Raw genomic sequence first — 13226 nt, 5'->3', positions numbered from 1 at the left:
CTTCGTTAGCATCCTAGAAAACGCATATCTTACCAGTTTCAGAATATCACATCATGAAACAGCACGACAACCGGGAAGTCTTTTTAATTCTCCTGATGAAAGGTACAATTGGGTAGAAAAAATAAAGGGAGGATTCCTGTTGCATATTCAACGTTCTGAAAGCTTATATCAAGAAGCGCTAGATGTGATTGTTGGCGGCGTCAATAGTCCGTCCCGCTCCTTTCGCGCTGTCGGCAACGGTACACCCATTTTTATGAAGAAAGCACAAGGGGCTTATTTCTGGGATGAAGACGGCAATCGATATGTCGACTATCTGGCCGCATTTGGGCCTATTATTCTGGGACACGCTCACCCCGCTGTGACGTCGGCAATTGTAGAAGCGGCAGCAAACGGGGTCTTATACGGAACTCCGACCGAAAAAGAAATCCGCTTTGCGCAAATGCTGCGGGAGGCCATCCCCTCAATGGAACAAATCCGCTTTGTCAACAGCGGAACCGAGGCAGTTATGACCACCATTCGTCTGGCACGCGCTTATACGGGGCGCGATAAAATCTTAAAATTTGCCGGATGTTATCACGGCCATTCCGACCTGGTGCTCGTAGCAGCAGGTTCAGGACCTTCCACACTGGGGATTCCTGACAGCGCCGGCATCCCGTCCAGTATCGCCCGGGAAGTGATCACTGTTCCTTACAATGATATTCAAGCCTTTGAGGAGGCGATCCGCCACTGGGGTGATCAGATTGCCGGAGTTCTGGTCGAACCGCTTGTGGGAAACTTTGGGATTGTCCCACCTGCCCCGGACTTCCTGGAACAAGTAAATAAACTGGCCCATCAGGCCGGGGCGCTGGTAATCTATGACGAGGTAATCACCGCCTTCCGGTTCCATTATGGCGGTATACAAACCCTGTTCAATATCGAACCTGACTTAACCGCACTGGGGAAAATTATCGGGGGCGGGCTGCCGATTGGCGCTTATGGCGGCAAACGGGAAATCATGGATAAAGTGGCACCGATGGGGCCCATGTACCAGGCGGGCACGATGGCGGGCAATCCACTTTCCATCTCAGCGGGAACCGCGTGTTTGCAAACTCTCTCCCACCCCGGAGTTTATGAGCGGCTCGACCAGATGGGCAAAACCTTGAGCAAGGAGATCCTGAGCCTTGCAGACCAGTATGGCATCAACATTACTTTGAACCGGATGGGCGGCGCATTTACCGTTTATTTTACCGGGGAACCTGTTACCGATTATCAAGGGGCACAGTCGGCAGACGGAGAATTGTTCGCTCAATTTTTCCGACATATGCTGGCCGAAGGTGTCTATTTAGCCCCTTCTAAATATGAAGCCTGGTTTTTAACCACTGCCCATTCCGATGAAGATATTCAATTTACGATTCGTGCGGTGAAAAGATCATTCAAGAAAATGAAGCCGACCAAACAGACCGGAAAAACCAAATAGCAGGGGCGAGTGCAGATGAGCGAACCGATCAGCTTGTATGACAAAATCGGCGGAGCAGAGAAAGTACGCCAGCTGGTGGAAGCATTTTACCCGAGGGTACAAGCGCACCCACTGTTAAAACCGCTTTTTCCGGAAGACATAGAACCTGTCATGGAAAAGCAATATTTGTTTCTCACTCAGTTTCTTGGCGGTCCGCCACTCTATACAGAGAAAAGGGGGCATCCCATGCTTCGGGCCAGACATTTGCCTTTTCCCATCACTCCGGCACGCGCCAATGCCTGGTTGCAATGTATGGAGCAAGCACTGAATGAAGTAGGAATTACAGGCCCGGAACGGGATGCGATCTGGGGGCGGCTGGTTATCGCGGCCCACCACATGGTCAATCAGCCGGAGCCGTTTTCTGAGTAAAAAGAAGTGGTTCCAATCAAAAAACAGAACATGCGGCAAACAGGGCCCCGAATTGACACCGGAGCCCTGTTTCTTTTCTGTCATATCCTTCAAACTGCCGAACACGCAAAACTGCGCTATTCTTTAGAGAAATAGTTTATCTTTCAATGTGCCGTTCTGTATTTGCTGGCCCAGTATAAATACGCATGCATATTGAATAATATGCTAAATATTAATAAATTTTTTATAAATAGCATAACCTAAAATCCTTCTATATCTTGTAAGGATGCCACAAATACACCTCAATTCTTCTTCACTTTAAACAGCAAAAGAACTTATAAATATACAGCATTTTTTGTAAGCGCTTTCTTTTTTATAAATTTACCAACTCCTTATACCACAAGATTTTTCAGGCATTTATAGGCTTTTCATTTGAATGATATTCGCATAAAAATCAAGCATAAATGAATAAAAATGTTAAAAACCCTTGTTTGCAGTAAAAATTCGTGTTATTCTTTTATTACTGTGTATTCTTCATCGATTTTCTCCCCATTTAGTGTTCCTGCTCTCCTTTTAAACACTCTCTGGTTGATTATGATTCCAAAAAAGGTTCGCTCTGTGGCGGAGAATGTCAATCTTGGTAGATTTCCATTTGGAGGTGAAAGGTCAACGCTGACCGTTCCGATGAAAAGACACTCTGATCTGGGTCGTTTTAAAAATCTTACAGCTGAAGAACATGACAGCTGCGGTATCGTTGCTACCATCGAGAAAGATGGCGTCCCCAAACGTGAAAATATGCTCGACACCATTGAGGCGCTGATCAAGATGGAGCATCGTTCAGGATTTATCAATGGTGAAGGGGACGGCTGCGGAATCCTGACGGATATTCCCCGTGCTCTGTGGGCACAAAAAATATCCTCACAGGGGATTTCCGCTGAGTTGGCTTATGATCCTCGCTTTGTGGTTGCCCACCTGTTTTTGCCCAAACACGAAGAAAAAACAACTATCTTAAAAGATAATATTATTAAAATTCTGAAAGATAACAACTTTGAATTTCTGTATGAAGAACTTGACCAAGTAAACAGTGATGTACTTGGCAAAAATGGCCGGGCGGACGAGCCTCATTTCTGGCAAATCGCTTGTCTGGCTTCCTCTGCCGAAGGGCTGCCAAGGCGTCTGTTTGATATTGTAATTGAAGTGGAGAAAAAGTTTCCGGTACAGATGGCTTCCTTCAGCAATCAAACGGCCGTTTACAAGCTGATGGGAGCTGCAAACCTGTTGCCGAAATATTTCTATGATTTAAACCACCCTCAATTTGAAACACTGGTTACCATCGGCCATAACCGTTATTCGACAAACACCTTATCCAACTTCTTCCGCGTGCAGCCATTTTCCCTGTTGGGGCATAACGGGGAGATTAACACCATCCGCAAACTGCGCGATGAAGCTGAAATGATTGGTGTACCCCTCGCTGAAGGCAGCAGTGACTCGCAAGACCTTAACCGTTTGATCGAAACATTGATCCATCATTACGGATACAGCCTGTTTGAAGCCATTGAAATCGTATTTCCGCCCATCGTTCACGAAATTAAACACCTTCCTTCGGAGTTAAAAGATCTTTATACTTACTATCGCCAAACATGGGGACCGTTTGCACAGGGGCCTGCCGGGATCATTTCCCGCTACGGAGATGAGTGTGCTTTCAGTGTAGACGCTCTGGGGTTGCGCCCGCTTTGGATGGTGGAAAGTGAACGTTCTCTCTTCTTCTCTTCAGAGCAGGGGATCATCCCTGTGCATGAAATGGTAAGTGAACCAAAACCGCTCGCTCCGGGAGAAACGGTTGGAGTCCAATTGCTGCCTAAAGCCAGAGTACTTCCTCACCATGAGCTACAACAGCTTGTTTTAGAAAGAGCGAGACTTCGTGCCGATTTCAGGGAATATCAAAAGTATCTGTCCACCCCGGCGGGATCGGGAGTTCCGGGAGTCAAAACAGAGAAAGTCAGCAACCAGGCATACGCTGCTTTTGGCTGGGAACGCGAACAAATTCAACAGGTGGAACAAATGGCGGATACAGGAGCCGATCCGATTCGCTCACTCGGACATGACGGGCCGCTGGCGGCGCTGGCCAATACACGGCAAAATATTTCCGATTTTATCAAGGAAAGTGTCGCCGTTGTCACCAACCCTGCCATTGACCGCGAACGGGAGATGGAGCATTTCTCAACTCGTGTATTGATTGGCAGACGCCCTGACCTCTATTCGCCGGCAGGGCAGAACGACTTACGATTGGAGTTGCCCTCACCGATTCTGGTAGAAGGTCATCTTGCAACCGACATTTGCACAGAGTTTTCTACTTTATCGCTGGAAGAACTGGTTCAACTCTATGTTGAGCGCGGCCTGGTGGCTCGTCTGCCATTGTCGTACGCAAAAGGAACCCGAATGGCCGATGCGTTTGAAGAACTGGAGGCAAAAGCAATCAAAGCGGTTAAAGACGGAAAAGTGATCCTTCTGCTAGACGACTCTGATTGCCACCAGAATGACCAATATTACCTTGACCCGCATCTGGCTATTTCCAAAGTAGACCAGGGACTGAAAAACGCCCCCTGGTCAAAACAAGGCCAAAACCTGCGCCGCCTTGCCAGCATTGTGGTAAGGTCGGGGGCCATGCGCAACTTGCACGACCTCGCATTGGCCGTTGGGCTGGGTGCTGACGCCATCTGCCCTTATCTGATGTTTGGCACGATCGTGGAAAAAGAAAACAAATCGGCTGCCAACTTATTCAATGCGATTAACAAAGGGTTGGAAAAAATTATTTCCACCATCGGAATCCATGAGCTGCGCGGCTATGCCCGGCTGTTCTCCTCGATTGGCCTCAGCCCGGAAGTGGCCGGTGTGCTGGGCATCGTCAATTACTGCGGATCGAAAACAGCCGGACTCTCATGGGCAGATCTGGAAAAAGATGCTGAAGAGCGCTACGAGGACTTTGCCAATGCCAAAGCGAAACCGGCACGCCTCTTTCACCTGTGGCCGCGTGTCTGGAAATCGATCGGGCAGTTGGCTTCAGGATCGATCAGTTATGAAGAGTTCAAACAAAAGCTGGATGATCTTGAGCGGGCCAATCCGATCAGCATTCGCCATGTGGCTGATCTCCGCCATGTTGAACATGCAGATATTGAACCGTCCGAAGTTGACTTGAGTGTGGGGGACCACGATTTGCCGATGGTGATCAGCTCCATGTCATTCGGGTCCCAGGGAGAAGTGGCGTTTCGGGCTTATGCAGAGGCGGCTGACCGGTTGAATATGGTCAGCATCAACGGCGAAGGCGGCGAAATCAAGGATATGCTCGGAAAATATCCGCGCACCCGCGGCCACCAGGTCGCCTCCGGACGGTTCGGAGTCAATGTTGAACTTGCCAACTCAGCCAATATTCTGGAAATCAAAATCGGCCAGGGGGCAAAACCGGGAGAAGGGGGCCACCTGCCCGGCAAAAAAGTATCCGCCAAAGTGGCCGCTGCCCGTAATGCAACCCCCGGCAGTGATCTGATCTCACCGTCCAACAACCATGATATTTACTCCATTGAAGATTTGGCACAGATTATCACAGAGTTAAAAACGGCAAACAACCGGGCCAAAGTGATCGTCAAAGTGCCGATTGTACCCAATATCGGAACAATTGCGGTCGGAATTGCCAAAGCAGGGGCCGATATTATCACCTTGAGCGGATTTGACGGCGGAACGGGTGCTGCACGGATCCACGCCCTGCAGCATGTCGGATTGCCTGCCGAAATCGGGGTAAAAGCAGCTCACAACGCCCTGATTGAAGCCGGTATTCGCGATCAGGTAGAAATATGGGCCGACGGCGGACTGAAAAGTGCTCTTGATGTCATTAAACTTATGTTGCTCGGAGCCAACCGGATCGGCTTCGGTACACTGGCTATGCTGGCAATCGGCTGTACCAGCTGCCGGGGCTGCCATCTCGATACCTGTCACGTCGGCATCGCCACCCAGATCGAAACGGTAGAGGAAGCGGAAGAACACGGGTTGCGCCGTTTTGTACCCCGTGTTTACGAGCAGTCTGTCGAAGGGCTGATGCGGCTCTTTACCACCTTTGGCCAAGAGATTCAATGCCTGACCGCCTCGCTCGGCTTCAAACGCACTCAGGACCTGGTGGGACGGTCTGATTTGCTGGTGCAAATGCGTGAACTGGATAAATTAGATCTATCCGATCTTCTGGAAGTCTCTTCCCTCAACCAGGGAGAAACTACCGCCCGCGATGAACGTGAGCTGTCTTCTTCCCCCGTGCTGGTCGCGGCCGGAGCAGAACATCTCTCTACAGGGGAGGAATTCACCTTTGACCAGCCGGTCTTCCGCTCTTACTCCGGTATCAACAGTGCCAACCGGGTCATGGTGAGTGACGTATCCGGGGCGCGGGTGCGCAATCGTCTTGATGGAAGTTACCGTACCCTGCCCGAGGTTAACTTCAACTTTGAAGACGGATCTGTTCCGGGGAACGGTTTCGCCGCCTTTCATGCTGACGGCATCCGTGTCACCGTAAGGGGAGGAGCCCAGGACGGTGTAGGTAAAACAGCATTTGGCGGCCGCGTCGCCATCCTCAAATCCCCAAACAAGAACAGGCAGTATATCAATGGTTCGGTAGGGAAAGGGTTCTGCTACGGTGCACAAAAAGGACTGTTCATCGTGCAGGGGGATGCTGACTCCCGCGCGGGCATTCGTCTCTCCGGCGCCGATATTATCATCGCCGGTCAAATCAAGGAACCTCTTCGCGATGAGCTCGGACTGGTCGCCAACCGCGCAAATATCAAAGGGTTTGCCTTTGAATATATGACAGACGGACGGGCTGTCGTTCTCGGAGACCCTGGTCCCTGGATTTGCTCAGGGATGACGGGTGGTGTCGTCTATCTCCGGCTTCAGCCGGAAATGGGGCTTGACGAAGCTGCCCTGATGCGGCGGATCGCCAAAGCAGCCAAAGTGTCCATAGAGCCGTTGAACGAAAAAGGAGTTCAGGACCTCAATGAACTGCTGAGAGCATACCAGGAGGAACTGATTCAATCGGGCCAACTGGAAGAATCAGAACAGATTGATCTGCTTCTGCAAAACCTGGACCAACACTTTATTCAGATCATCCCTCATAAACAACAGGCCGATCCATCCATCTCTACTGAATAATCTCTGATACCCCCTTCTTTTTGACAGGAAGGGGGTGTCTTTTATCCTTGAATCATAACATTTATGTAAACGTTAATTTTATATATAGTCGATTCCTGTAGGCATTTTTACCACATTCTCCTTGTGCTTAGGTCAAATGACAGAATATCTTCCCAGGACTGCCGCCGTTATAAAACAAACAATGCGCCATCACTCCTTCTTGTTTCGATTTATGAAAAAATAAGGTGATCAGGTTTCTTATTCAAGATAAATGAACCGCAAAAATAAAGGGATGAAGAGAGAAAAAGTATCTCTCCTCATCCCTTTTGGCTTTTGCAAATCAATCCCAGTAATTCACCCTTGCCGATCCACTAAAGCTTTCCATTACATAAAATTCCGCCTTATTGTTGCTGCCATCGACAGCGCTACTGATACCCCTGTAAACGATTTCGTCACCAGGATACAGGTAAAACCAACTGTACCCGTTAGGATCAGTAATAATATCATCTCCATTGTCAGGATCATATTCCCGCAACTGATAATAAGCTCCGCCACTTGGGCCGGACACTACTTTATACTTGAAATCTCCGCCGCCGGAATGTACGTAATCAGATGGATTCTCACTGGAAGAAGTATAGTGTGTACCTAAATTATCCCATTCCCCTGCTCCCGCCGGAGATACCACATCTCCATTTGCACGAATGATATAAACACCTGCAGACTTTCCATTTTCACTCGTATCATTTTCACTTGCAGCAAATGCCGACGAAAACGGAATCACCATCGCAAACGTTAATGCAAGAACCAGCATACCGATTCTTTTCATTTTCATCATTCGTGCCCCCTAAGTTTTTTTATATTTTAATACATTCAAATTATACCACTATTGAATTTTATTGTATATATTATTCTTTATAAAAAATGTTAAAATATTATTGATACATTATATAATCAATCAAATATCTGATAAAATCACCTTAACCGCTTTTGGTTGCTTGATTTTAATCTGGATGAAACACATTAACTTTTAGATAAAAAACTCGAGATACTATTTCCAGTAAATAGAATAAGGATCTTTTTTCATATAAAAAGAGGGCCTCAACCCCCGATTGACCGCATCTTCACGGATCGCAGATGTCTTCCGGCATCCTTAACACAAAAAATCAACTTATCATTTCTTTTTACTACTCGGAGTCCAAAATTTCGGAATCGGTACATGCTTCCAATTTATATCAGCCGCAAAATAGAAGCTTGGGTATGAAGGCTGATTATATCCGACATTTTGCCATGCTATACCTGTTCTGTACTGAATATCATGCATTAACGTGTATAATTTACGGTTTGTTTTCTCTGTACTGAGGTAGATTCGAATCGCAGAGCTATCAGTCGTTCTAACCAGGAGTTCTTCTCTCCAGTCACCAAAAATATCAGCCACCAGGGAGGGGGTCCCCTTTGTGCCGTTATTTGTTCTTGTGTCTGCAGCGGTCAGCATCCTGCCCTTCTTCCAGTCATCAATGGTCGGCGTGCTCTCCAAAGCACCGTTAACAATTTGTGTCGTCATATCTGCTGACCACTTGATATTCATATTGGTACCGGGAGCACGAGTGCTGATCTGAGTGCCTTTCGCCGTCCACAATCCAACCGCCCATGTTTCCAGGCCTCTGTGATCTGGGTCAACATCACCCACCATACCTCGTCCGGTATCTACACCTGTATAGCCGCCATAAATGACTTTCCCTGTTTTAGCATCACGTAATGCATAGCCGTATGGAGCCTGGACGCCACCCTCATGAACCATGAATATTTCCAATCCAGGCCTGTCCGGATCGATATCCGCCACATGGAGTGCGTCACCATGGCCAAGTCTGGCTACTGTACCGGGGTCTGCGCTTTGCGGAGGCATTGTATCCATTGAACTGTACAATACTGAACCGTCATCATCGATCGTTGCTGAGCCGTAAATGATTTCATGGCGTCCGTCCCCGTCAACATCTGCAACACTCAGTGAATGTGCCCCCTGGGTGGTGATGGACCCAAACTTCTTATCCGTTCCCGGTCTGCCATGTGGATTATCGTTAAAGGGATTGTTCATGGTTGTCCAGCCACTGTCGACAAACCATTTTTCCTTCAGCTTCTTCCCATCCCAGCTATAAGAAACAAGGGTGGACCTTGTGTAATAACCGCGGGCAAATACGGCAAATGGTTTTTTACCGTCAAGGTATGCAACGCCGGCAAGAAAACGGTCCACCCGGTTTCCCGGTTCGATTCTTGGCAACGCGTAATCTCCCCACATAAGACCATCATCATGACGTCCGGGTTTATAATGGATGGTTTCCAGTTCATTGCCTGTTGCACCATCAAATACGGTTAAATATTCAGGCCCTTCCAGACTAAAGCCCTCAAATGTTCTGAGATTGTTGCGGCTGCTTCTGCTTGGGGCATATACATCCATGAAGTAGTCTGCCAAGCTTTCAGCATCTTCTCTGGATAACGGATAGTGATATTTCTTTTCGATCCCAAAGCATTCTTCAAGGGTTTTTGGCCAATGACCATTTAAAACTTCCTTATGCTTATGCCAGTCCATAAACATTTTAACAACGTGTTCATAGTAATCCTTGCTACTCATGCGATAGTCATCATCATGGCTGTAACCGGCACGAATATCTTCCTCCGGCATCGTGATATACTTTTCTGATGCAATTTTGCCTTTCTTATCAAACTTGATGATCTTGGTACCCGGAGCGGTTTTAAACATTAATTCAGCCCTTCCGTCTCCGTCAAAGTCATAAACCAGGAATTGTGTATAATGAGCACCTGCTCTGATATTCACACCCAGGTCAATTCTGTAAAGAAGGGTTCCATCAAACCGATAGCAGTCAATATATGTTTTACCTGTATACCCTTTCTGTGATACGTCCTTCGAGTTTGACGGGTCCCATTTCACGAAGAATTCATATTGGCCGTTACCGTCAACATCGCCAACGCTCATATCATTTGCAGAGTATGAATAAGTTTCGCCCGTGGGTGTTACACCATCTGTAGGTCTTTTGATCGGCAAATCATAATGTGAATTTCCCCATGGCCTAACCGGTGAACTTGGCTCTGCTTCCCGTCCGTCAACAACGGCAGCTACATAATACTTTGATGTGGATGTACCGTCTTTATCCAAATAGTTTATGCTGTCTGTAACTGTCGCAATCCTCTTACCATCGCGATACACGTTGAAATTTGCACCGGTCAAACCTGTCTCGGAATAACCTGTAACTTCATTAGCTAAAAGTCTCCAGCTAAGGAATACGCCTTCAGGGGTAGAAACTGCAATCAGGCCTCTGTCAAGGTATTCCAGTTGTACACCTTTACCCTTACCTGTCTTTTTCTGCACATCGGCGGCAGATACGTTTACAATTCCTGCAAAAAGAAGGATCATCGTTAAACCGATGGTTATTACCTTTTTAACAAGTGAAGCTTTCTTTAAATACATTTTCGATCACTCTCCTTAGATTTTTTATACAAGAGTAGATAGAGTACATAATTTTTCACTATCCCTTAGCCAAACTTTCCCTCCTCTTAAAAAGATTTTTACTTTGAGGTAACAATAAGGATTGGTTACGCTTACATAAAAAATTTGTGGGAACCACCTTCCTAAAGGTCCTTTATTAAACGGATTTTGAAATGAGGCAATTCCTTTTTTATTATAGTTTAATTATTCTGTATTTAATGTCGAAAAATCAGTTAAATATTATTAAAAAACAGTGTGTATTTATTTTCAGGAAACCTTTGGGGTAACGTTAAAGCTGAGGTTTCCATTTCATCTCAGGCAAAACTGCTTTCTTTTACGCTGAAAAGGGAATGAAAAAGATCGGAGAAATAAAAATATTCCCCATCCAAGACTAAGGACTAAAGATTCCATATCAGCAATTGAAACAATTAAGAAGCCATTTGTGTGCAATTGCGATTGTTGTTTTAACCGGAATCCTTTCTGGGATGAACATCGCGGCATTCACCAGTTTACGTGGCGGCCATTCATACTTCCCCGCAGGGCGCCGATCAGGAGCGAGACAGAAATCTGCCATCCCCTTGGAAACACTTTCACAGATGATCACTTAAAGCAACTAAATCTCCCGACAATTGTTTTTGCGTGGTTCAACAAAATAGAATACCAGAAACCCTCATCTATCTTAGACCAAGCGCAGTTTCCCAAATCAAGCGGATACTGCGTTTTCTGCTTGCTAAAGTCATCACAACCATTAAAGTGCCTCAACCCATCAAGTAGATTTATTTTTACAAACACCAGGCAGGAAGATCATTTCTCAACTCAAAAAATGATTACCAGAAGAAGTAAATGCTCGTTGCGAAATTAATCCTTGGCTGATTGCCAGACGATGGTATACTATTAAAAACACCTCTGGACAAGACAACCGTGAAGATACACCCGTTTACAAATAAAACCAGCCACAGTCGCTTTCATCACAACTTTTTAAATCTATTACACTACAAAACTAGTTCCAAAAGAAGCGACAAAAAACCTTAGTTAAGAGATCTCATTCAGGAGGAGAAATCCATGACAGACATTCAAGCCCTTGCCGCTCAAGTGGCAGAAGCAGTGCGTGCCAGCTTAAAAGAAGACTTTGATGAACTGAAAAAAGAATTTGGTGGATTAAAAGGAGAAGTAGACAGCCTAAAAAAAGATGTTGACGGCCTAAAAACTGAAATGAACCAGAAATTTGACCAGGTTAATCAGCGTCTCACTTCATTGGAAGAAGGACAAAAAGAACTTAAAGAAGATATCAAAACAACCAGACAAGCTGTCTCTGAATTACGGGAGGAACTGAAGGAGACCACTGAAACCACAGCTTACCTGGCCAAGGATATGTACAAGCTGAAATACCGGATCTAAAACTTCCATTACAAATAAAGTAAAAAACAGTAAATAAATAACTTTTTCAACAAGCGCCGCAAAAATAGCGCTTTTCTTATTGAATATATGCAGTTACACCTGGTTAAATAAGGAGCTGTCTATGCCGAAAAAACGATTGCGAGATTATGGTTTTACCGTTGGACAACTGCCTCCGGGCCGAAAAAACAGCATAACCGACATCCCTGGCGTACGGGTGGGACATGTCACCCTGCATAAGGAGAACGGGCAATGTACAGGCGTTACCGCCATTTTGCCCCACACAGGCAACCTGTTCCGCGAAAAAGTGGTTGCCGCAACCCATGTCATCAACGGATTTGGCAAAACAACCGGGCTGATTCAAGTGAACGAGCTCGGCACCATTGAATCACCCATTATGCTGACCAATACTTTTAGCGTACCCGCAGTCACAGAGGGAACCCTGCGCTACCTGATGGCCGGGGATGAGGGGATTGGCGATGGCGCCGGTTCCGTAAACATTGTGGTCGGCGAATGCAATGACAGTTATCTCAACGATATGCGCGGGCTTCATGTCAGCCCTGAACATGCAATTGAAGCGATTCAACAGGCCGGACAAAACGGCGAAAACGTCATCGAAGGAAATGTCGGAGCCGGAACCGGGATGATCTGCTTTGGCTGGAAAGGCGGAATCGGAACATCCTCCAGGCAAATCTCCACAGATCACCAGATGTACCATATAGGGACACTTGTCTTAACCAACTTTGGCAAACGGGAAGATTTAACCATTCTCGGTGTTCCGGTCGGACAACATCTGCCATCCCCCGACGTACCGGCACCGGCCAGAGACGGGTCAATTATGATCATCATCGGAACAGATCTGCCCATGACAGCCGGACAACTGCAACGTCTCTGCAAAAGAGCTGCGCTGGGCCTGGCAAAAACCGGGGCCATCGCCCACCATGGCAGCGGAGATATCATCATCGCGTTTAGCAATGGAAACCGTGTTCCCCATTCACCCGACAAAGACATTCGTGATCTGCGGAGCATCGCTGAAGATGGTCCCCTGGTCTCCGAGTGCTTCAGAGCTGTCATTGATACAACCGAAGAGGCCATTCTTAACTCCCTGTTTACAGCAGAAACCACCTGTGGCCGCTTTAACCGGATCATTTATGCTCTGCCGGCAGATCAGGTGATTCAATTGTTACAAGAATGTAAAATTTGGTAATATACCATCCGCCTACCGTTTTAAACTCAACTCCCAAACTCCAGGTAAATAAGGGATTTGCAGCCTGACCTCTGTTTGTTTTCATTAAAAGAGGTCAGGCTTATTTTGTAATAAAA

At 46.7% G+C, this 13226-nt stretch carries 7 protein-coding genes; 5 read left to right on the top strand and 2 right to left on the bottom strand.

Going from position 1 to position 13226, the window contains the following annotated elements; all coding sequences use genetic code 11:
* The first annotated feature begins 139 nt into the window (after positions 1–139).
* The 3 genes from I8U27_RS13525 (at position 140) to I8U27_RS13515 (ending at position 7030) form a co-directional block, all read left to right on the top strand.
* A complete protein-coding gene (locus I8U27_RS13525) occupies positions 140–1456 on the top strand; it encodes a glutamate-1-semialdehyde 2,1-aminomutase (RefSeq protein WP_232345488.1) in 1317 nt (438 codons plus the stop codon).
* Positions 1457–1471: 15 nt separating this feature from the next.
* The gene (locus I8U27_RS13520; RefSeq protein WP_181752872.1) at positions 1472–1864 is read left to right on the top strand and encodes a globin domain-containing protein; all 393 of its coding nucleotides are present in this window, start codon (positions 1472–1474) and stop codon (positions 1862–1864) included.
* A gap of 663 nt (positions 1865–2527) precedes the next feature.
* A complete protein-coding gene (locus I8U27_RS13515) occupies positions 2528–7030 on the top strand; it encodes a glutamate synthase-related protein (RefSeq protein WP_181753006.1) in 4503 nt (1500 codons plus the stop codon).
* A gap of 319 nt (positions 7031–7349) precedes the next feature.
* Here the strand turns inward: I8U27_RS13515 and I8U27_RS20685 are convergent, their stop codons facing one another.
* Positions 7350–7841 carry a hypothetical protein gene (locus I8U27_RS20685; RefSeq protein ID WP_181752874.1) on the bottom strand — a complete coding sequence of 164 codons (492 nt, stop codon included), beginning with the start codon at positions 7839–7841 and terminating at the stop codon, positions 7350–7352.
* A gap of 339 nt (positions 7842–8180) precedes the next feature.
* Complete coding sequence (locus I8U27_RS13505; RefSeq protein ID WP_181752876.1) at positions 8181–10490, bottom strand: rhamnogalacturonan lyase; 2310 nt, start codon at positions 10488–10490, stop codon at positions 8181–8183.
* 1080 nt (positions 10491–11570) lie between these two features.
* Here I8U27_RS13505 and I8U27_RS13500 point away from each other — a divergent pair.
* The gene (locus I8U27_RS13500; RefSeq protein ID WP_181752878.1) at positions 11571–11906 is read left to right on the top strand and encodes a hypothetical protein; all 336 of its coding nucleotides are present in this window, start codon (positions 11571–11573) and stop codon (positions 11904–11906) included.
* Positions 11907–12027: 121 nt separating this feature from the next.
* Positions 12028–13110: a DmpA family aminopeptidase gene (locus I8U27_RS13495; RefSeq protein WP_181752880.1), complete on the top strand. Its 1083-nt coding sequence runs from the start codon at positions 12028–12030 to the stop codon at positions 13108–13110.
* Positions 13111–13226 lie beyond the last annotated feature (116 nt).

This window comes from Paenactinomyces guangxiensis, from assembly GCF_016055185.1.
Lineage (GTDB): Bacteria > Bacillota > Bacilli > Thermoactinomycetales > Thermoactinomycetaceae > Paenactinomyces > Paenactinomyces guangxiensis.
The sequence above is the reverse complement of the archived record's forward strand: the minus strand, read 5'-3'. Positions and strand labels throughout refer to the sequence as shown.

What these genes read in the sequence shown, in the direction of transcription:
- I8U27_RS13500 (WP_181752878.1), top strand. Translation starts at nt 11,571, where the DNA reads ATGACAGACATTCAAGCCCTTGCCGCTCAAGTGGCAGAAGCAGTGCGT.
- I8U27_RS13515 (WP_181753006.1), top strand. Translation starts at nt 2,528, where the DNA reads ATGAAAAGACACTCTGATCTGGGTCGTTTTAAAAATCTTACAGCTGAA.
- I8U27_RS20685 (WP_181752874.1), bottom strand. Translation starts at nt 7,841, where the DNA reads ATGAAAATGAAAAGAATCGGTATGCTGGTTCTTGCATTAACGTTTGCG.
- I8U27_RS13505 (WP_181752876.1), bottom strand. Translation starts at nt 10,490, where the DNA reads ATGTATTTAAAGAAAGCTTCACTTGTTAAAAAGGTAATAACCATCGGT.
- I8U27_RS13520 (WP_181752872.1), top strand. Translation starts at nt 1,472, where the DNA reads ATGAGCGAACCGATCAGCTTGTATGACAAAATCGGCGGAGCAGAGAAA.
- I8U27_RS13495 (WP_181752880.1), top strand. Translation starts at nt 12,028, where the DNA reads ATGCCGAAAAAACGATTGCGAGATTATGGTTTTACCGTTGGACAACTG.